We start from the raw sequence: 19986 nt of genomic DNA, 5'->3' as shown, positions 1-19986 counted from the left end.
AATGCAAGTTTTCGGTCTTTGTCCTTCATTTTTCCGTCTGTTTGCACAACTTTTCCACTTTACTGCAATAGTTTTTTATTGCTTTATAGCAAAATAAAGGTCACACCGTTGTTGTGCCGCTCCAGGTCCGGGTCCCGCCGCAGGGCGCCGCAGCGCCGGAAGGCAGCCAGAGTACCGGCATAAAAGATGGAAAACTCCTCTCCGGGAATAAAGTCCGCAATCTCCCCCCGGGTCTTCAGCCGCCCCAGGTACTTCCGGCTCTCCACCCGGATGCGGCCTCCCGTCCCCGAGGAGCCATAGCCGTGGATGATTTTCAGCGCCCGGAAGCCCAGGCTGCGGCTGTGGTGGATCTCAAAGGTCAGCTGGCGGATGGCCTGGTCCACGGTGGGCAGGCCATGCTCCAAATTGACCTCCCTCAGCTCACCAGTCCGCCCCGTCATCGTCCAGCCCCCGCTCCGCCTGGCGGAAAGCCCGGCTCAGCCGCCAGATGATATAGAGATCGCTGACCCCGTCAAAAATGAGGGCCAGACCAATGAGCATAATCAGGGTGGCGAAGGTCCCAAAGGGGTTGATTAAAACGAGAGCACCCAGGGCTACCGTCACCGCGCCCAGGGCCAGGTCCAGCCACCACCGGGACCACCCCTGCTTCATCAGGGCCGCCGCCCCCTGAAGGTCCACCACACCGTGGAAGATCAGAATGGCGCCGAAGATATACTGGATCAGGACCACCACCGACTCCGGGCTGGTCATCAGCCACACGCCGATGGCGCACAGCACCACCCCGGGCAGCAGGAACACAACAGGGTAGCCTTCCCGCCGCCGGGCGACCCAGCCCAGCAGATATATGACTCCGGTGACAAACACCGCAAAGCCCAGCAGCATACACAAAAGGCGCACCGATTTGCCGGGCCACCACACCAGAACCAGCCCCAGCAGGATGGTCACCGCCGCGGCAGCAATACTGCTGCGGCGCTGTTCATTCAGTATGCTTTTCATGCGCTCGGTCCTCCTTCGTTCTCGGACTGATAAATGGTTTCCCCAGCCTTTATGGTCTCCAGCACCTGGATTTCCCGGATTTCTTCCGCCGGGACGGCCAGGGGATCGGCAGACAACAGCACCAGATCCGCCCGCTTGCCCGGGCGCAGGGAGCCCTTGCGTTCCTCCTCAAAGTACTGCCAGGCGGCGTTGACTGTCACCGCCCGCAGGGCCTCCAGGACGGGAATCCGCTCGTCCTCGCCCAGCAGGCGCCCGCTGCGGGTCAGCCGGTTGGCGGCGCACCACACCGTCTCCAGCATATCGGGCTTGATGACGGGGGCATCCTGGTGGAAGGTGAAGGGGATATTCTGAGCCAGGGCGCTGCCGGCAGGGCTGATGTGCTCCGCCCGCTCCAGGCCGAAGTTTTTCACATGGATGTCGCCCCAGTGGTAGACATGGGCCACGAAAAAGGAGGGGATGACTCCCAGCTTTTTGACCCGCTCCAGCTGGTCCCTGCCCAGCAGCTGGGCGTGGATCATCACCGGGCGTGGCGGGCACTTGCCCTCCTCTGCCGCCCGCTCCAGGGCGTCCAGATACTGCTGGGCCGCCCGGTCCCCGTTGCAGTGGGCCAGCAGCTGCATGTGCCGCTCTCCCGCCATACGCACCCGCTCATAGACCTGCTCGTCAGTGAGGGTGGGATATCCCCGGTAGTCTACCTCCCCGGCGTAGGGTTCCCGCATCCAGGCGGTACGCCCCTGGGGAGAGCCGTCCAGGAAGATTTTAAAGCCGCCCAGCTTGAAATTGCGTCGGTAGCCTCCCACATAGTCGGCAAACTCCTCCGTCAGAGCCGGGTCCGCCCCGTCGGCATAGGCCACCACATCCAGCTTCAGCAGCTGATGCTCCAGCAGCTGGTGGTAAAGGGGCGCCAGCTGCCGGGGGAACATGCCCTCCTGAACGGTGGTAATACCCCGGGCGGCGTACTGCTTCTGGGCGGTGGAGAAGGCCTCCAGGAATTTGGATGCGTCGCTCATGGGCGCCCGGCCCAGCAGGGTAAGAAAGGCGTTCTCCTCCATATAGCCGGTGAGCCGCCCCTCCCCGTCCCGCTCCATGACGCCGCCCTCCGGGCAGGGGGTGTCCTCCCCCACGCCCAGCTGCTCCAGGGCCAGGGAGTTAAAGACCCCCACGTGGCCGGAGGCATGCTGGATGACCGCGGGATTCTCCGGGCAGGCCCGGTCCAGGGCCCAGCGGTCGGGCGGCGCGCCTTCCACCAGGTTGTTCTGGTCATAGCCCGCCCCCATGACCCACGTTCCGGGCTTGGCTCCGCTGTCCCGGACAAAGTCCGACATGCGCTTGCAGATCTCCTCCTGGGTGACGCACTCCCCCAGAGGGGCCTGAAGCAGGGCGTTGGCACAGGCGGCCAGGTGGCTGTGGGGGTCCACAAAGGCGGGCATGAGGCACCGCCCCTCCAGATTCATCTGCCGGGCGTCAGGGCCCGCCAGGGTCTTGGCCTCCTCCAGCTCTCCCACATAGAGGATGTTCTCCCCCTCGGTCACCAGGGCCTGGGCATACAGAGGCTCTTCCATGGTGAGAATGGGTCCACCGTAATAAAGTGTCCGTGTCATAATGTTTCTCCTGTCCGGGTCCATTTTGGGCCCCTCAAATACTGGTACCAGATTACCCCGTCTCTTGCTATCCTATCCTCTGCACACGGTTTTTACCATTATAGCATAACCTCCCCCGCCCCACAATCTGCATTCTGCCACGGAAAAGGCCGCCCCACCAGGGGACGGCCTCAGGGATCGGATTCAGCGGACTTTGATGCTTCCCAGCACCTGTCCGATGGGGGCGGAGATGAGCAGGTCAGCGTGGGTGTCGTAGGGCGTGGGGCTCTTATTGATGAGCACCAGCCGGTGGCCCCGGTAGTAGTGTACCAGACTGGCGGCGGGGTACACCGCCAGGGAGGTTCCGCCGATGATGAGCATATCCGCATTTGCGATATCGCTCACCGCCCCCTCCAGCACCCGGCCGTCCAGGGACTCCTCATAGAGCACCACATCCGGCTTCACGGTGCCGCCGCAGGAGCAGGTGGGCACACCCTGGCTGTTTTGGATAAACTCCACCGGGTAGGGCTTGCCGCAGCGCATGCAGCGGTTGCGGTGGACGCTGCCGTGGAGCTCCCACACCCGCTTGGAGCCCGCCTTCTGGTGCAGACCGTCGATGTTCTGGGTGACCACCGAGCGCAGCTTGCCCGCCGCCTCCAGCTCCGCCAGCTTCCGGTGGGCGGGGTTGGGCTGGGCGTCCAGGCAGAGCATCTTGTCCCGGTAAAAGCGGTAAAACTCTCCCGGACGGGCGTCAAAGAAGCTGCGGCTCAAAATCTCCTCAGGCGGGTAGTCGTACTTCTGGTGATACAGCCCATCCACGCTGCGGAAGTCCGGAATCCCGCTCTCTGTGGACACGCCTGCCCCGCCGAAAAAGACAATGGCCCGGCTGTCGTCAATCCACTGCTGTAAAATTTTTTGTTCCCCTTCCATTTCCTTCCCACTCCTTTCAACAGGTCTCACCAGGCAGCCAGCAGCTCCTCCCGCTGCCCCTCCAGCCGCTTGCTCTCCTCCTCCAGCCGTTTTCCCTCCAGGTCCAGGCTACTGAGGAGCCAATTCACCTGCTCCAGGCTGTGGTTCACTCCGGCCTGGGCATCGGAAATCTGCCCCTGGATGTAGAGATCGGCAAACAGTCCGTCAAGCAAATAATCCGCCATGGCGGCAAAGCCTCCCAGTTCCACATCGGGCACTTCCACTGCCGACACGTCGGCCAGCTCCGTGCGGAACCGGCTCAGTGCCTGCCGGGCCTGGTCTCCAAGCCGCTGAGCGTCATCCAGCGCACTGTGCTTGGCCATGGTAGCCAGCATGCCGCCCCCCAGAATATCCCAGGTGCCCCACCCGGAGGCACTGTCCAGGGCGGAGGCCATCTCCTCCAGCGCCCACCGGGCGTTGGTGCCCGCCGAGACCGCCTCCTGGACCTCCCGCATCTGCCGCCGGACCTCTCCGGCGCTCTCCTCCAGCTGAATCAGCGCCCGGGCCTTTTCCCCTCCGGTCCGGCGCAGCAGATCCTCCTTCTCCTGCAGCAGGTCCCGGTAATGGTCCTCTTGGAGCAGCAAGCTGTCCCGCTCCTGCCGGGCCGAAGTCAGGCGGCGCTCCAAATCCTCCCGGTCCCGCCGGGCCGCGTCGTAGCGAGCCTTGGCCGCCAGTGCCTCCCGGCGCTCCTGGTCCAGCCGCTCCTCCCGGTCTCCCTTCAGGCGGGCCCAGAAGGAGGCCAGGGACACGCCCTCCAGCTCCTCCACATTCGCCTGCTCCCGGGCCAGCACAACCCGCGTCTCGTCCTCCGCCTGGCCGCACTGGGCCAACTGTGCCTCCAGCTCCGGAAGTTCTGCCTCCAGCTTCCGGATCCGCGCCAGGGCCTGCCGGGTCTGCTTCAACTCCCGATCCAGTTCCTCCAATGACCGCATCGCCGCTTCCCCTCTCCCGGCGGACCTGCCGCCTCTATTTGCCGCCATTATAGCACGTTTTTTCCCGGGACGCAATTTGGAGCACCCCCTCCCCGCTGGACATTTCTCCCGTTTTCCGCTACACTGTCAGGGATATCATGTTCACCAAGGAGACTGCTATGGACATCATTGTTGAGACACTGGCCCGGGAGCTGGGACGCTCCCCGGAGCATGTACAAAATGTGGTCACCCTCCTGGATGAGGGCGCCACCATCCCCTTCATCGCCCGCTACCGCAAGGAGTTCCACGGCTCCATGGACGACCAGCTGCTGCGCCAGCTCTACGATAGGCTTCAGTACCTGAGAAACCTCCAGACCCGGAAGGAGGAGGTCAAGTCCTCCATTCAGAACCAGGAGAAGCTCACCGACGAGCTGGCCGCCGCCATCGACGCCGCCGCCACTCTGGCGGAGGTGGAGGACCTGTACCGCCCCTACAAGCCCAAGCGCCGCACCCGGGCCACCATCGCCCGGGAGAAGGGCCTGGAGCCCCTGGCCCGGCTGCTCTTCGACAAGGGGCCCGCCGTGGTTCCCCAGGAGGCGGCAAAAGACTTTGTGGACCCAGAGAAGGGGGCTGAGACGGTGGAGAACGCCCTTCAGGGGGCCAGCGACATCATCGCCGAGGAAATTTCCGACGACGCGGACATCCGCAAGGACCTGCGCCAGCTCTATTTGCGCCGGGCCCTGCTGGTGTCCCAGGCTGCGGACAAGGAGCCGGAGGACACGGTGTACCGCCTCTACTACGACTTCAAGTGCCCGGTGCACAAGATTCAGGGTTATCAGGTGCTGGCCGTCAATCGTGGCGAGCGGGAGGGCGTTTTGAAGGTCTCCGTGGCTCTGGACCCCGAGACCGCCCACGTGGCGGTGCGCCGGGGCGCTGTACCCGGGGCGGCGGCCATGGACTTCGTCCGCGCCGCGGCGGATGACGCCTACGACCGGCTCATCGGCCCCTCCATGGAGCGTGAGATCCGCGCCCACCTCACCGAGCAGGCCGACGAGGGGGCCATCCACATGTTCGCCCTGAACTTAAAGCCCCTGCTGATGCAGCCCCCGGTGAAGGGCAAGGTGACTATGGGACTGGATCCGGGCTACCGCATGGGCTGCAAGGTGGCCGTGGTGGACGGCACGGGCAAGGTGCTGGACACGGCGGTAGTCTACCCCACCCACGGAGAGCGTCAGAAGCAGGAGGCTATCGCCAAGCTTTCTCAGCTGGTGCGCCGCCACGGGGTGGAGCACATCGCCATCGGCAACGGCACCGCCAGCCGGGAGACCGAGCAGATGACGGTGGAGCTCATCCGCCAGCTGGGTGGCAAGCTCAGCTACATGATCGTCAGCGAGGCGGGGGCCTCGGTGTACTCCGCCTCTAAGCTGGCCGCAGAGGAGTTCCCCCAGTACGACGTGAACCTGCGCTCGGCCGTATCCATCGCCCGGCGCCTTCAGGATCCCCTGGCAGAACTGGTCAAAATTGACCCCAAGGCCATCGGCGTGGGCCAGTACCAGCACGACATGCCCCAGGCCCGGCTGAGCGAGGCCCTGGACGGGGTGGTGGAGGACTGCGTCAACGCGGTGGGTGTGGACGCCAACACCGCCTCCCCCTCCCTTCTCCAGCGGGTCAGTGGTCTCACCGCCGCCACCGCCAAAAACGTGGTGAAGTACCGGGAGGAAAACGGCCCCTTCACCGCCCGCAAGCAGCTTCTGAAGGTGCCTAAGCTGGGCCCCAAGGCCTTTGAGCAGTGTGCGGGCTTCCTGCGAGTGCCCGAGAGCAAGAGTGTGCTGGACAACACCGGCGTCCACCCGGAGAGCTACGCCGCGGCGGAGCAGCTGCTCTCGGCCTGCGGCTTCACCCTGGAGGATGTGAAGGCGGGGAACATCGCCGGACTGAAGGAGAAGGCGGAGGAGATGGGTCTCGACCGCCTGGCGGAGACCTGCGGCGTGGGCGCCCCCACCCTGGCGGACATTCTCAAGGAGCTGATGAAGCCGGGCCGGGATCCCCGAGACGAGCTGCCCGCCCCCATTCTCCGCACCGACGTGCTGGAGGCCAAGGATTTGAAGCCGGGTATGGAGCTCAAGGGCACGGTGCGCAACGTCATTGACTTCGGCGTATTTGTGGACATCGGCGTCCATCAGGACGGCCTGGTCCACATCAGCAAGCTTCCCCGGCGAGTGCAGCACCCCTCGGAGCTGTTAAGCGTAGGCGACGTGGTCACCGTCTGGGTCATTGACGTGGATGAGAAGAAAAAGCGCATCAGCCTGACCATGAAAAAGCCGCAGTAAGCTGGTTCCATTTCCATTCCGCAGGACATACAATACGGTAATGTTGAATTGGAGGAGGCCCCCACATGCCCAGCTGTACTGTCTTCGATCTCCACTGCGACACCCTAACCGCCTTTATGGATCCCACCCGCTGCCCGGATACGCTCATCGACCCGGCCTCCGCTTTCGCCCTGTCCCGAATCCCCCGTGGGGTACGCTGGTGTCAGTGCTGCGCGGTGTTTATCCCCGACGGTTTAACGGAGGAGGAGGCCTGGGGGTACTACCGCTTCCACCGGGACCGTTTCTTCCGCCAGATGGAGCTTTTTTCCGCCTGCGCCCTCCCCTGCCGCACCGCGGAGGACGTGGAGCGGGCCTGGGCAGAGGGGAAAACCGCCCTCATCCTTACGGTGGAAAACGCCTCCTTCCTGGGCGGCGGCCTCAGTCGGGCAGAGGAGCTCCGCCGGGACGGCGTGCGCATCGCCTCCCTCACCTGGAACGGGCCAAACGCCCTGGGCTCCGGCCATGAGACGGAGGAGGGGCTCTCGCCCCTGGGCCGGGATGCGATAGGGGCCCTGGAGGACTGCGGCATTTTCCTGGATGTGTCCCATCTCAACGACGGCGGGCTCCGGGATGTGCTGGATGTGGCCCGCCGCCCCTTTCTGGCCACCCACTCCAACGCCCGGGCCATATGTCCCCACCCGCGGAACCTCACCGACGAACATTTGAGGGAGCTCATCGCCCGTGGCTGCCTCGTGGGCCTCAACTACTACTCCCCCTTCCTGCGCTCGGAAGGCGAGGCCAGCTTTGACGACCTGCTCCGCCACGCCCGGCATATTCTGGACCTGGGCGGGGAATACTCCCTGGGACTGGGCTCCGACTTTGACGGGGCCGATTTGCCCCCCTGCCTGGACGGCTGCGAGAAGGTACCCCAACTGGGCGCCGTTCTGGCCAATCAGCTGGGTTACGGGGCGGCGGAGCGGATTTTATGGCGCAATGCCCTGGACTTTTTCGCCAAAAATTGAACCGTGCCCTTGCAGCTCCCTTCACCCCGGGCTATACTGGAAAAAAGGGGGCGATTGCTGTGCGGGACACGCTGGATACACTGGATTTTCTGTCCGATTACCGGGAGGACAACCGCATTGAGGCCAAACGGGCCCAGGGCGGCCTGCCCCACAGCCTGTGGGAGACCTACTCCGCCTTTGCCAACACCCTGGGCGGTGTCATTCTGCTGGGGGTGGCGGAAGGGGACGACAAATCCCTCTATTCCGTTCCCCTCTTCGACCCTCAGGAGCTGGTGGACGAGTTCTGGTCCATGGTGAACGACCCCAAGGTGGTCAGCACCAACATTCTTCAGCCCGAGGACGTGCAGATTGTGAGCAGCGGGCACAATCCGATTGTGGCCATTTTTGTGCCCCGGGCGGACTTCCGACGCCGGCCGGTCTACCTGGGGGAGGACCCCTTTACCGGTACCTACTACCGCCGGGGCGAGGGAGACTGCCGCTGTCCACGCCACGAGGTGGAGGCCATGCTCCGTGACCGGACCGACCCCAATCCCCTGGCGGGACTGGGCCCCGTTTCCCGCTGAACCCCGGCCGTTCCGGTCCGGAAGCCTTTTTTCGGGCTTCCGGACTTTTTTCATCAAATTTCTTCTCCTTTGGCAGCATTTCCAACCCATTTGATTCTTTACGGTCATTTCTCTTTCTGTTATACTAAGGTGAAACTTGAGGTCTGGAGAGGGGGCGCAGGACGTGATTCGAATTGCCATTGCGGAGGATGAACCTTCGTACGCCAAACAGCTGCAGGGCTATATTCAGGATTTCAGCCGGGAGTCCGGCCTGGCCGTGGAGGTCACCTCCTACTCCGACGGGGATGAGCTGGTCGAGAGCTACAAGGCCCAGTTTGACATCATCCTTCTGGACGTGGAGATGCCCTTCCTAGATGGAATGACAGCCGCCGAGCTCATCCGCCGCCAGGACCCCGAGGTGGTCATCATTTTCATCACCAACATGGCTCAGTACGCCATCCGGGGCTACGCTGTGGACGCCATGGACTACGTGCTCAAGCCCGTGAGCTACTTTGCCCTCTCCCAGCGGCTCTCCCGGGCCATCCGTCGGATGAAAACCCGTCAGCGGCACTTCATCACCGTCCCCATCAAGGGCGGTGCGCTGAAACTGGACGCGGGTGAGCTCTACTACCTGGAGAGTCAGGGCCACCGGCTTGTCTTCCACACCGCCGGCGGTGACCATGTCTCCGCCGGTTCCATGGGGGAGTGGGAGGAAAAGCTGGTTCCCCTGGGCTTCTTCCGCAGCAACAAGGGCTATCTGTTGAATCTGGAGCATGTGGACGGCTTTCAGGATGGCTGCGCCCTGGTAAAGGGGGAGCGGCTGGTGGTAAGCCGCCCCAGAAAGAACGCCTTTCTGGAGGCGCTGGCCGGCTATGCAGGCGGGGTGAGCAAATAATGGAGGACCTTTTTCCCAACATTCCCCGGCTCTTTACCGCCCTGGCCGAGTGGTTGTCCTGTCTGCTCTTTATTCTCTCCTCTCCCCGGCGGCTGTCCGGCGGACGGCTGGCGCTGGCCTGCGGGGGCGCGCTGGTGGTCCAGTGCATCTTCCTGGAGGTGACCGACCCCCTGCCGGTTGTCTTCTGGATCCCGGCCATGGCAGCGGCGGTGGGCCTCATGTATCTGCTCATTTGGGTGTGCTCCGACCTGTCCCCCCTCTCCGCGGGGTACTGCACGGTGCGTGCCTTCCTTCTGGCGGAGTTTGCCGCCTCTTTGGAGTGGCAGCTCTATTTTTACACTGCTTATCGGCTGAACCGGTACAGCACCGTCCTGTCCTGGGTCTTCATGGCCGCCACCTACCTGGTGGTGTTTGCTCTGGCCGGGCATCTGGAACGGCGTATGTCCTCTCCTGTCCCTCTGGCCGTCACCCCGGTGGAGCTGAGCTCCGTGGCCCTCATCGCCCTGAGTGCCTTCTTTGTGAGCAACCTCAGCTTTGTCTACTCCAACACTCCCTTCAGCTCCTCCCTGGTCCCGGAGATCTACAACATCCGCACTCTGGTGGATCTGGCCGGCCTGGTGATTCTCTGCGCCTACCACCTGCAGCGCCAGCAGTTCCACACCCGCCGGGAGCTGGACGCCATCCAGAACATTCTCCAAACCCAGTACGCCCAGTACCAGCAGTCCAAGGAGAGCATCGACCTCATCAACCGAAAATACCACGATCTGAAGCACCAGATCGCCCTGTTGCGGGCGGAGAACGACGCGGACCGACGCACTGCCTTCCTGGACCAGATGGAGCAGGAGATCCGCACCTACGAGGCCCAGAACAAGACGGGCAGCTCGGTGCTGGACACGGTGCTCACCAGCAAAAGCCTCTCCTGCGTTCAGGACCATATTCAGCTCACCTGCGTGGCCGACGGCTCCCTGCTCTCCTTTCTGGAGGTCATGGACCTGTGCACCATCTTCGGAAACGCCCTGGACAACGCCATGGAGTGCGTCCGCTCCATCCCCCAGGAGGAGAAGCGGCTCATCCATGTGACCGTGTCCGCCCGGAAGGGATTTGTGCTGCTGCGCTTTGAAAACTACTGTCCGGACGAGCCCACCTTTGCCGACGGACTCCCCGTCACCACCAAGGGGGACACCAGCTATCATGGCTATGGTCTCAAATCCATCCGCTACACCGCCCAGAAGTACGGCGGTTCCATCTCCGTCAGTGTAAAGGACCACTGGTTTGAATTGGACGTGCTTCTCCCCCAGCCCCAAGTCACAGCGGGATAGCAGAAAAACCCGTGTTGTTTGATTTGTCAAATGGCACGGGTTCTTTTTGTGTAAATCGCAGTTATCTGGATACAATTTACGGTGGAAATCGGACAGTTTGCGAGAAATGCGTTCACCGAGGTAAAAAACAGGTTAAAATCCGGTACAGAACTCAGCCCGGACGCGCGTATGCCGGCTGAACTTACACTGCAGGAGGATTGATGAAATGTTAGCCATCAACATTGAGGACGTCTTAAACGTCCTGAACACCGTCAAGCCCTATCTCATCGGGCTGGGCGTGGTGCTGATTCTGGCCATCGCAGCCATGATCGGTGCCAGCAAAATGTCCCGCTCCAAGAAGTTCCTGGTCCGGGGTGAGGCCGCCCTGGCCATGGTGCTGGCCATTGCCGTCACCGTGAACCTCATCTGCTTCGGCCCCATGAGCAGCCTCATCTCCCTGGCTATGGGCGACGGCTCCGTCACCGAGGAGACCGCTGCCTCCGCCAACGAGCTGTGCCAGACCATCGCCGAAGAGGGCATCGTCATGGTGAAGAACGAGGGTGCCCTGCCCCTGAGCAACACCAAGCTGAACGTCTTCGGCTGGTCCTCCACCAACCCCGTCTACGGCGGCACCGGCTCCGGCGGCCTGTCCGACTCCTATCCCACTGTCTCTCTGCTGGAGGGTCTGAGCAACGCCGGCATTGAGTACAACACCACCATCTCCGATTTCTACACCCAGTTCCGCGACTCTCGGCCCACCGTGGGCATGTGGGGCCAGGACTGGACCATCCCCGAGCCCACCATGGAGGAGTATGACGCCGCCGGCATCTTCGAGAATGCCAAGGAGTTCTCCGACACCGCGCTCATCGTCATCTCCCGCTCCGGCGGTGAGGGCGCCGACCTGCCCACCAGCTACGACGGCGAGGACACCTTTGAGGAGGGCGGCACCTGGGGCGCCTCCGGCGTGCGCCTGAGCTCCCAGACCGACGACCTGGACGCCAGCAAGCACTACCTGGAGCTCTCCAACCGTGAGATCGCCATGGTGGAGCGCGTCACCAGCGAATTTGACAACGTCATCGTGGTCATCAACGCCGCCAACGCCATGGAGCTGGGCTGGCTGGACCAGTACGACTCCATCAAGGGCGCTCTGGTGATGGCCGGCCCCGGCCAGACCGGCTTCAACGCCCTGGGCGAGATCCTGGTGGGCAATGTGAACCCCTCCGCCAAGATGGTGGACACCTATGTCTATGACCTGACCGCTACCCCCACCTGGAACAACTTCGGCCACTTCGCCTATGACAACGTCAGCGAGTTTGAGATCGAAGGCGCCACCCCCACCTTTGTCAACTACAACGAGGGTATCTATGTGGGCTACAAGTTCTATGAGACCGCCGCTGCCGAGGGCCTCATTGACTATGACGCCACCGTCCAGTATCCCTTTGGCTACGGCCTGAGTTACACCACCTTCACCCAGGAGATGGGTGCCATCTCTGAGAGCAACGGCACCATCACCTTTGATGTGACCGTCACCAACACCGGCGATGTGGCCGGCAAGGACGTGGTCCAGGTCTACTACAATCCCCCCTACACCAACGGCGGCATCGAGAAGGCCAGCGCCAACCTCATCGCCTTCGACAAGACCGACCTGCTGGAGCCCGGCGCTTCCCAGACTCTGACCCTCTCTTTCAACGTGGAGGATATGGCCTCCTATGACACCTACGGCGCCGGCGCTTACGTGCTGGAGGCCGGTGACTACGTCATCTCCATCAACTCCGATTCCCACACCATTATCGATTCCCAGACCTACAACGTCGCCGATACCATCACCTACGGCGAGGACAATGCCCGCTCCACCGACGCGGTGGCCGCCACCAATCAGTTTGCCGCTGCCGAGGGCGACGTGACCTACCTCAGCCGTGCCGACGGCTTTGCCAACTATGCCGAGGCCACCGCTGCTCCCGCCAGCTACTCCATGAGCGACGAGGCCAAGGCCACCTTCCTCAATAACAGCAACTACGACCCCAACAACTTCAATAACCCCGACGACGTCATGCCCACCACCAGCGCCAAGAACGGCCTCACCCTGTCCGACCTGCGCGGCGTGGACTATGACGACCCCCAGTGGGACTCCCTGCTGGACCAGATGACCGTGTCTGAGATGGACACCCTCATCGCCATCGGCGGCTACCAGACCTCCGCCATCTCCAGCATTGGCAAGGTGCAGACCATCGACTGTGACGGCCCTGCCTCCATCAACAACAACTTCACCGGCAAGGGCTCCATCGGCTTCCCCGCCGCCGTGATGATTGCCGCCACCTGGAACGTGGATCTGGCCAACGACTTTGGCGAGCGCATCGGCAAGATGGCCGACGAAATGGGCGTGTCCGGCTGGTACGCCCCCGCTATGAACACCCACCGCTCCGCCTTCGCCGGCCGTAACTTCGAGTACTACTCCGAGGACGGCATTCTGGGCGGCAAGATGGCGGCCAGCGCCATCCTGGGTGCCCAGGAGCACGGCGTGTACGCCTATATGAAGCACTTCGCTCTCAACGACCAGGAGACCAACCGCGACGTGATGCTGTGCACCTGGTCCAATGAGCAGGCTATCCGTGAGATTTACCTCAAGCCCTTCGAGATCGCTGTGAAGGAAGGCGGCTGCCAGGCGGTCATGTCCTCCTTCAACTATATCGGCACCGTCTGGGCCGGCGCCTGCACCGAGCTTTTGAACAACGTCCTGCGGGACGAGTGGGGCTTCCAGGGCTTCGTCCTCACCGACTACTTCGGAAACTCCACCTATATGGACTCTGACCAGGCCATCCGCGGCGGCACCGACTGCATGCTGGTTGCCTATGACACCGCCACCAACCATGTCACCGACACCACCAGCGCTACCTCTGTGCTGGCCATGCGTCAGGCCTGCAAGAACATCCTGTACACCACCGTGAATTCCCGCGCTTATGACCCCGCCAATCTCTCTGGCGGCGGCCTCCAGGGCTGGCAGATTGCCGCTATCGTCATCGATGTAGTGGTTGCCGCCGCTCTGCTGCTGGGTGCCGTGGCGATCCTGAAAAAGTCCCGCACCATCGCTCAGTCCGAGCCCGTCATTCCCACCGAGACGGATGACACCCAGAATTAACACCCACCCCTATTTTCACCGGCAGGTCCCTTCCTCAGGGGCCTGCCGGCCAATCACAAGGAGGACGCCATGAAGCATCCGGAACTCATTCAAGCCCTCACGTTAAAACAAAAGGTGGCCCTCCTGTCCGGGCGGGACATCTGGAGCACCTACCCCATTCCCCAGCAGGACATCCCCGCTATGTACCTCTCTGACGGCCCCCACGGGGTTCGAAAGCAGCTGGGGGCCTCCGATCACTTGGGCCTCAATGCCAGTCAGCCCGCCACCTGCTTCCCCACTGCCGCCGGCGTGGCCAACAGCTGGAACCCCGACCTGGCAGAAGAGATCGGCCGGGCCATCGGCAAGGAAGCCGCCTGTCAGCAGGTCAACGTGCTGCTGGGCCCGGGCCTGAACACCAAGCGCAACCCCCTGGGCGGACGAAACTTTGAGTACTACTCCGAGGACCCCTACCTCTCGGGCAAGATGGCCGCCGCCCTCATCCGGGGCATTCAGGAAAACGGCATCTCCGCCTGCCCCAAGCACTTCGCCGCCAACAGCCAGGAGCTGCTGCGCATGGCCAGCGACAGCGTGGTGGATATGCGGGCCCTGCGGGAGCTGTACCTCACCAACTTTGAAATTGCGGTGAAGGAGGGCCACCCCAAGTCCATTATGTCCTCCTACAACCGCATCAACGGTACCTACGCCAACGACGACGCCTGGCTGCTCACCGATGTACTGCGGAAGGAGTGGGGCTTTGACGGCTTTGTGGTCACCGACTGGGGCGGCTCCAACGACCACGCCCAGGCGGTCCGGGCGGGCGGCAACCTGGAGATGCCCGGCACCGGCGGCGACAGCGACCGGGAGATCTTTGCCGCCCTGGAGTCCGGTACCCTCACGGAGGCCGAGGTGGACCAGCGGGTGGATGAGCTGCTGGACGTGGTTCTCTCCACCCACGCCGCCACCGGCGACGGCCCCAAGGAATTTGATGTGGAGGCCCACCACGCCCTGGCCCGCAAGGCCGCCGCGGAAACCGCCGTACTGCTGAAAAATGAGGAGGACATCCTCCCCCTGGCCCCCGGCACCCGGGTAGCCGTTCTGGGCGACATGGCCCTGGAGCCCCGCTATCAGGGGGCCGGCTCCTCGGTGGTCAATCCCACCAAGCTGGATAAGCCCATCGACTGCCTGCGGGCCTGCGATCTGGAGATCACCGGCCAGGCCCAGGGCTACCGCCGGGACGGCAAGGAGGACCAGGCGCTGCTGGACAGCGCGGTATCCGCCGCCCGGAACGCCGACGTGGTGCTGCTCTACCTGGGTCTCACAGAGATCAGCGAGAGCGAGGGCATGGACCGCCAGCACATGCGGCTGCCCGCCAACCAGGAGAAGCTCCTGTACGCCGTGGCCGAGGCCAACCCCAACCTGGTGGTGGTCGTCTCCGGCGGCAGTGCGGTGGAGCTGCCCTGGGTGGACCAGTGCAAGGGCCTCATCCATGGCTACCTGTCCGGCCAGGCCGGGGCGGGCGCCATAGCCGACCTGCTCACCGGAGCGGTCAATCCCTCCGGCAAGCTGGCGGAGAGCTTCCCCATCTGCTATGAGGACACCCCCAACCATACCTACTTCCCCGGCCGCCAGCGCACCGCGGAATACCGGGAGTCCATCTATGTGGGCTATCGCTATTACGAAACGGTGGGCAAGGCTGTCCGCTTCCCCTTCGGCTTCGGCCTGAGCTACACCACCTTTGCCTATTCCGACCTGAAGGCCTCCCGTGACGCTGTCTCCTTCACCCTCACCAACACGGGGAAGTGCGCCGGTGGGGAGATCGCTCAGGTGTATCTCTCCGCCGTGAACAGCGGCATTTTCCGCCCCGCCCGGGAGCTCAAGGGCTTTGCCAAGGTGTTCCTGGAGCCCGGCGAGAGCCGCACCGTCACCATCCCCCTGGACGACAAGGCCTTCCGTTACTTCAACGTGAAGACCAATTCCTGGGAGGTGGAGGGCGGCGAGTACTCCGTCCAGGTGGGCGCCAGCGTGCAGGACATCCGCCTCACCGCTTCCCTCACCGTGGAGGGCACCGGCGCCCCCCTGCCCTACGACTCCAAGGAGCTGCCCTCCTACTTCAGCGGCCACGTGGAGACCGTGGGCAGCCAGGAGTTTGAGGCTCTGCTGGGCCGTCCCCTGCCCGAAAGCCACTGGGACCCCAAGGCCCCTCTGGGCTGGAACGACGCCCTGCTCCGCCTGCCCGACGCCAGAAATCCCCTGGCCCGTCTGGCCGGCAAGATCATCGTGGGCAAGATGGAAAAGAGTCTGGCAGGCCGCTCGGCTGACCTGAACATCCTCTTCGTGTGCAACATGCCCTTCCGGGGCATCGCCAAGATGACCGGCGGCATGGCCACGGAGAAGACCGCCCGCTCCATCCTGCTCATCGTCAACGGACACTTCTTCCGGGGACTGGGCGGCGTCATCCGCGGCCTGCGGGACGGCCGCAAGCTGAAACATGAGAGGAGAAATGGGATCTGATGGAAGCCTTTCGCAAGTGGAAGAAGGAGCATCCCGACCTGTGGGAGTTCATTCTGTTCAATATTTTGTCAAACTGCGCCACGGTAACCAACTTCGTGGTTCTGTGGCTCTCCTCCGCCTTCCTGTTCGGCTCCATGACCGAGCCCTTCCAGTTTTTTATCTTTGACTACACCTCCTCCGCCTCCGGGGGGCTGGGCGGCTTTTTGGCCTTCCTGCTGGCCTATGTATGCGCCCAGATTGTCAACTATATTGTCCAGCGCAAGCTGGTCTTCGGCGCCACCATCGACATCAGCAAGACCATCGGCTGGTATATTCTCACCGTGGTGGTGGCCGGCATCATCAGCGTGGCCCTGCCCGGCTACCTGGTCCCCGTGCTGACCCCCTATCTGGGCGGCTTTTCCGCCACGGTGGCCAATGTGGTGAACATCGTACTGCAGGTGGCCATCAACTACCCCATGATGAAGTTCGTCATCATGAAAAAGAAATAACACAAAAGGACCCCGGATCACACGTCCGGGGTCCTTTTTTATCCCTCCATGTGGCGGCCCAGAAAGCCGGCAATGGACTGGGCCAGCTTGTAGTCCACCTCGCCGCCCTCGGGCTCCTCGCCCTGGCTGGCAAACACCACGCAGCCCAGCACATCGCCCTCTGACAAAATGGGGGCCGCTGTGGACAGGGAAAACCGTCTGTCCTCCGCCAGCAGGGGAATGGCGGTCTCCCCCGCCTTGTGCTGATAGATCTGCCGTCCCTCCATCAGCCGCTCCAGCTCCGGGGAGATGGCCCGCTCCAAAAGCTCCCGGCGGGGCGCTCCCGTGGCGGCGATACAGTTGTCCCGGTCGGTAATAATGGTCAGGTGGCCGGTGGTCCGGTTCAGGGTGTCACACAGTTGACCGGCAAACTCCGTGATTCCCCCCATGAGGGAATACTTTTTAAAAATAACGCCGCCGTCCTTGTCCGTGTAGATCTCCAGCGGGTCGCCCTCCCGGATCCGCATGGTTCGCCGGATCTCCTTGGGGATGACGACCCGGCCCAGATCGTCAATGCGGCGCACAATGCCTGTTGCCTTCATATCATAAATTCCTCCAATGGCTGTGAATTTTAGGAAGCAGAGTTTAGTATCCGCAGGAAAAGATGGGATATGCAGGAATTTGTCTGGATTTGTTTCCCAGCTGACAAGATACGCCGGTTTATTCCCCCATCCGCTTTCGGCCCTCTGTCCTGCTTCCTCCCCCCGGCTCCAGCTCCTCCGGCGGCACGCCTAGCAGCAGCAGGGCCCCGGCTATGGCCAGAGCGGACAGCGCCCGGGTCCCCTTGGGGACCTCCAAGGGAAACTCCTGCCGCTCCACCACCTGTCCGTCCACCGTCACCAGCTCCCGCTGCAGCGCTGCCCACAGCCGGTCTCCCTCCCGGCTGGAGATGGTCAGGCTGTCCCGGGGGGATGCGCCGTAGCTCACCGCGCTGGCCGCCCGCACCCCTTCCAGAAGCTGCCCCGCGTCCCCCGGCAGCAGCACCGTCCGGCAGGCCGCCGGCAGCTGCAGACCCCGCCGGGCCGCCTGGGGCGACACCACCAAAAGGGTGGGATGGCTGGCACTGACGCCGCCCCGGCCCGTCCGTCCCCGCAGGCCCTGCCGGATGGCCCGGCCAATTCCCTCATCCTCTTCCACCACACAAAATTGTTCCATACCGAGCCCCCTTACATAGGGACAGTGTTTGAATTTTTTCCCGATTTATACTCCCGCCTCCCCGCTCCCATCCCCCAATTCCTTGACTTTCGACCTCATCTTTTGATATCATTATGCTGTATAGTTGCGCACATTGCACATGTTTGAAAGAGTGAGGAAGGAACAACATGGCCCAGAAGAAAACCACCTACGACAACGAATCCATCTCCGCCCTGAAAGGCGCTGACCGCGTCCGAAAGCGCCCGGGCGTTATTTTTGGCTCCGACGGCCTGGAGGGTTGCGAGCACGCGGTCTTTGAAATTCTGTCCAACGCCATCGATGAGGCCCGGGAGGGCCACGGACAGCTCATCACCGTCACCCGCTACCTGGACAAGTCCATCCAGGTGGAGGACCAGGGCCGGGGCTGCCCGGTGGACTGGAACGAGAAGGAGCAGAAGTACAACTGGGAGCTGGTCTTCTGTGAGCTGTACGCCGGCGGAAAGTACGGCGGCGACGGCGACAATTACGAGTACTCCCTGGGTCTCAACGGCCTGGGCTCCTGCGCCACCCAGTACGCCAGCGAATACTTTGACGCCACCATCCGCCGGGACGGCTTTAAATACTCCCTCCACTTCGAGAAGGGGGAAAACATCGGCGGGCTCCAGAAGGAGCCCACGGACCGGGGCAAAAAGACGGGCTCCACCTTCCGCTGGAAGCCCGACCTGGAGGTCTTTACCGACATTGACATCCCCGTGGAGTACTACCAGGATGTGCTCAAGCGCCAGGCCGTGGTCAACGCGGGCGTGGTGTTCCGCCTGAAGGTGGAGACCACCCCCGGCAAGTTTGAGACCACCGACTTCTGCTATGAAAACGGCATCGTGGACTACGTCACGGAGCTTGCCGGAGAGGACGCCCTCACCACCCCCGTGTTCTGGCAGACCGAGCGCCGCGGCCGGGACCGGGCGGACAAGCCGGAGTACAAGGTGAAGCTGTCCGTATCCTTCTGCTTCTCCAACCGGGTCCAAATCATCGAACACTACCACAACTCCTCCTGGCTGGAGCACGGCGGCTCCCCGGAGAAGGCCATGCGCTCCGCCTTCGTCTCCGCCATTGACGCCTGGCTCAAACAGCAGAACAAGTACACCAAGACGGAGAGCAAGGTCACCTTCAACGACATTCAGGAGTCCCTGGTGCTGGTGAGCAACAACTTCTCCACCCAGACCTCCTACGAAAACCAGACCAAGAAGGCCATCAACAACAAGTTTGTTCAGGAGGCCATGACCGAGTTTCTCCGGGCCCAGCTGGAGGTCTACTTCATCGAAAATCCCCAGGACGCCCAGAAGATCGCCGAGCAGGTGCTCATCAACAAGCGTTCCCGGGAGACGGCGGAGAAGGCCCGGCTGAACATCAAGAAGAAACTCACCGGCTCCATGGACATCTCCAACCGGGTGCAGAAGTTCGTCCCCTGCCGCACCAAGGACGTGACCCGCAGCGAGCTCTATATTGTAGAGGGCGACTCGGCTTTGGGCAGCGTGAAGCAGGCCCGGGACGGGGAGTTCCAGGCCATCATGCCCGTGCGGGGCAAGATCCTCAACTGCCTCAAGGCCGACTACGGCAAGATCTTCAAGAGCGAGATCATCACCGACCTTCTCAAGGTGCTGGGCTGCGGCGTGGAGGTAAAGGACAAGCGGGCCAAGGATATGGCCGCCTTCGACCTGTCCGCCCTGCGGTGGAACAAGGTGGTCATCTGTACCGATGCCGACGTGGACGGCTTCCAGATCCGCACCCTCATCCTCACCATGCTCTACCGCCTCACCCCCACCCTCATCCAGGAGGGCTACGTGTATATCGCCGAGTCTCCCCTCTATGAGATTACCTGCAAGGAAAAGACCTGGTTTGCCTACTCCGACAAGGAGAAAAATGACATTGTGGCCACCCTCCAGGGCAAGAAATACGACGTCCAGCGCTCCAAGGGTCTGGGCGAGAACGACCCGGAGATGATGTGGCTGACCACCATGTCCCCCGAGACCCGCCGTCTCATCAAGGTCATGCCCGAGGACGTGGAGCGCACCGCTCAGGTCTTTGACCTGCTGCTGGGCGACGATCTCACCGGGCGGAAGAATCATATTGCCGACAATGGGTATAAATATCTGGACCTGGCAGACATCAGTTGACCG

The 19986-nt window shown here is 62.7% G+C and carries 16 protein-coding genes; 9 read left to right on the top strand and 7 right to left on the bottom strand.

Features of this window, described 5'->3' with window-relative positions; translation table 11 throughout:
• Nucleotides 1-83: 83 nt before the first annotated feature.
• From DWX58_RS00505 to DWX58_RS00485, 5 genes are all read right to left on the bottom strand, one after another.
• The gene (locus DWX58_RS00505) at nt 84-440 is read right to left on the bottom strand and encodes a Smr/MutS family protein (protein ID WP_118640822.1); all 357 of its coding nucleotides are present in this window, start codon (nt 438-440) and stop codon (nt 84-86) included.
• Nucleotides 421-996, bottom strand: a complete 576-nt coding sequence (locus DWX58_RS00500; RefSeq protein ID WP_118640820.1) for a DUF308 domain-containing protein — start codon at nt 994-996, stop codon at nt 421-423. The genes DWX58_RS00505 and DWX58_RS00500 overlap by 20 nt, the downstream gene beginning before the upstream one ends.
• Nucleotides 993-2597 carry an amidohydrolase gene (locus DWX58_RS00495; RefSeq protein WP_118640818.1) on the bottom strand — a complete coding sequence of 535 codons (1605 nt, stop codon included), beginning with the start codon at nt 2595-2597 and terminating at the stop codon, nt 993-995. The genes DWX58_RS00500 and DWX58_RS00495 overlap by 4 nt, the downstream gene beginning before the upstream one ends.
• 183 nt (nt 2598-2780) lie before the next feature.
• A complete protein-coding gene (locus DWX58_RS00490; protein ID WP_118640816.1) occupies nt 2781-3506 on the bottom strand; it encodes an NAD-dependent protein deacylase in 726 nt (241 codons plus the stop codon).
• 26 nt (nt 3507-3532) lie between these two features.
• Nucleotides 3533-4477 (bottom strand): hypothetical protein, encoded by a 945-nt coding sequence (locus tag DWX58_RS00485; RefSeq protein ID WP_118640814.1) that lies wholly within the window; start codon nt 4475-4477, stop codon nt 3533-3535.
• 158 nt (nt 4478-4635) lie between these two features.
• On the opposite strand from DWX58_RS00485, the gene DWX58_RS00480 reads away from it, so the two are divergent.
• The 8 genes from DWX58_RS00480 to DWX58_RS00445 all read left to right on the top strand — a co-directional run bounded on the left by DWX58_RS00480 (nt 4636) and on the right by DWX58_RS00445 (nt 16636).
• Nucleotides 4636-6786, top strand: a complete 2151-nt coding sequence (locus tag DWX58_RS00480) for a Tex family protein (protein ID WP_118640813.1) — start codon at nt 4636-4638, stop codon at nt 6784-6786.
• Between the two features lie 65 nt (nt 6787-6851).
• On the top strand, nt 6852-7787 hold the full coding sequence (locus DWX58_RS00475) for a membrane dipeptidase (protein WP_118640811.1): 936 nt from the start codon (nt 6852-6854) through the stop codon (nt 7785-7787).
• 59 nt (nt 7788-7846) lie between these two features.
• A complete protein-coding gene (locus DWX58_RS00470) occupies nt 7847-8350 on the top strand; it encodes an ATP-binding protein (RefSeq protein ID WP_243093200.1) in 504 nt (167 codons plus the stop codon).
• A gap of 163 nt (nt 8351-8513) precedes the next feature.
• Nucleotides 8514-9224, top strand: coding sequence for a LytTR family DNA-binding domain-containing protein (locus DWX58_RS00465; protein ID WP_118640807.1), 711 nt, complete (start codon nt 8514-8516; stop codon nt 9222-9224).
• Nucleotides 9224-10543 (top strand): GHKL domain-containing protein, encoded by a 1320-nt coding sequence (locus DWX58_RS00460; RefSeq protein ID WP_118640805.1) that lies wholly within the window; start codon nt 9224-9226, stop codon nt 10541-10543. The genes DWX58_RS00465 and DWX58_RS00460 overlap by 1 nt, the downstream gene beginning before the upstream one ends.
• Before the next feature lie 205 nt (nt 10544-10748).
• Nucleotides 10749-13658 (top strand): glycoside hydrolase family 3 N-terminal domain-containing protein, encoded by a 2910-nt coding sequence (locus tag DWX58_RS00455; RefSeq protein ID WP_118640803.1) that lies wholly within the window; start codon nt 10749-10751, stop codon nt 13656-13658.
• Nucleotides 13659-13727: 69 nt separating this feature from the next.
• A complete protein-coding gene (locus DWX58_RS00450; RefSeq protein WP_118640801.1) occupies nt 13728-16148 on the top strand; it encodes a glycoside hydrolase family 3 C-terminal domain-containing protein in 2421 nt (806 codons plus the stop codon).
• Entirely contained in the window at nt 16148-16636 is a 489-nt protein-coding gene (locus DWX58_RS00445) for a GtrA family protein (protein WP_118640799.1), read from the top strand. The genes DWX58_RS00450 and DWX58_RS00445 overlap by 1 nt, the downstream gene beginning before the upstream one ends.
• Before the next feature lie 38 nt (nt 16637-16674).
• On the opposite strand, the gene DWX58_RS00440 is transcribed toward DWX58_RS00445, so the two are convergent.
• Both DWX58_RS00440 and DWX58_RS15165 read right to left on the bottom strand, forming a co-directional pair.
• Nucleotides 16675-17217 carry a stage V sporulation T C-terminal domain-containing protein gene (locus DWX58_RS00440; RefSeq protein WP_118640797.1) on the bottom strand — a complete coding sequence of 181 codons (543 nt, stop codon included), beginning with the start codon at nt 17215-17217 and terminating at the stop codon, nt 16675-16677.
• Between the two features lie 118 nt (nt 17218-17335).
• A complete protein-coding gene (locus DWX58_RS15165) occupies nt 17336-17830 on the bottom strand; it encodes a hypothetical protein (protein WP_158579173.1) in 495 nt (164 codons plus the stop codon).
• 167 nt (nt 17831-17997) lie between these two features.
• On the opposite strand from DWX58_RS15165, the gene DWX58_RS00430 reads away from it, so the two are divergent.
• Nucleotides 17998-19983 carry a toprim domain-containing protein gene (locus DWX58_RS00430; protein WP_118640793.1) on the top strand — a complete coding sequence of 662 codons (1986 nt, stop codon included), beginning with the start codon at nt 17998-18000 and terminating at the stop codon, nt 19981-19983.
• Nucleotides 19984-19986 lie beyond the last annotated feature (3 nt).

It is taken from the genome of Pseudoflavonifractor sp. AF19-9AC, assembly GCF_003478995.1.
Taxonomy (GTDB): domain Bacteria; phylum Bacillota; class Clostridia; order Oscillospirales; family Oscillospiraceae; genus Lawsonibacter.
This window is presented reverse-complemented; position numbering and strand designations above follow the sequence as displayed.

Excerpts from the sequence above, each read along its gene's own strand:
- DWX58_RS00475 (WP_118640811.1), top strand. The coding sequence starts at position 6,852 with ATGCCCAGCTGTACTGTCTTCGATCTCCACTGCGACACCCTAACCGCC.
- DWX58_RS00460 (WP_118640805.1), top strand. The coding sequence starts at position 9,224 with ATGGAGGACCTTTTTCCCAACATTCCCCGGCTCTTTACCGCCCTGGCC.
- DWX58_RS00500 (WP_118640820.1), bottom strand. The coding sequence starts at position 996 with ATGAAAAGCATACTGAATGAACAGCGCCGCAGCAGTATTGCTGCCGCG.
- DWX58_RS00485 (WP_118640814.1), bottom strand. The coding sequence starts at position 4,477 with ATGCGGTCATTGGAGGAACTGGATCGGGAGTTGAAGCAGACCCGGCAG.
- DWX58_RS00455 (WP_118640803.1), top strand. The coding sequence starts at position 10,749 with ATGTTAGCCATCAACATTGAGGACGTCTTAAACGTCCTGAACACCGTC.
- DWX58_RS00450 (WP_118640801.1), top strand. The coding sequence starts at position 13,728 with ATGAAGCATCCGGAACTCATTCAAGCCCTCACGTTAAAACAAAAGGTG.
- DWX58_RS00490 (WP_118640816.1), bottom strand. The coding sequence starts at position 3,506 with ATGGAAGGGGAACAAAAAATTTTACAGCAGTGGATTGACGACAGCCGG.
- DWX58_RS00505 (WP_118640822.1), bottom strand. The coding sequence starts at position 440 with ATGACGGGGCGGACTGGTGAGCTGAGGGAGGTCAATTTGGAGCATGGC.
- DWX58_RS00430 (WP_118640793.1), top strand. The coding sequence starts at position 17,998 with ATGGCCCAGAAGAAAACCACCTACGACAACGAATCCATCTCCGCCCTG.
- DWX58_RS00480 (WP_118640813.1), top strand. The coding sequence starts at position 4,636 with ATGGACATCATTGTTGAGACACTGGCCCGGGAGCTGGGACGCTCCCCG.
- DWX58_RS15165 (WP_158579173.1), bottom strand. The coding sequence starts at position 17,830 with ATGGAACAATTTTGTGTGGTGGAAGAGGATGAGGGAATTGGCCGGGCC.
- DWX58_RS00445 (WP_118640799.1), top strand. The coding sequence starts at position 16,148 with ATGGAAGCCTTTCGCAAGTGGAAGAAGGAGCATCCCGACCTGTGGGAG.
- DWX58_RS00495 (WP_118640818.1), bottom strand. The coding sequence starts at position 2,597 with ATGACACGGACACTTTATTACGGTGGACCCATTCTCACCATGGAAGAG.
- DWX58_RS00440 (WP_118640797.1), bottom strand. The coding sequence starts at position 17,217 with ATGAAGGCAACAGGCATTGTGCGCCGCATTGACGATCTGGGCCGGGTC.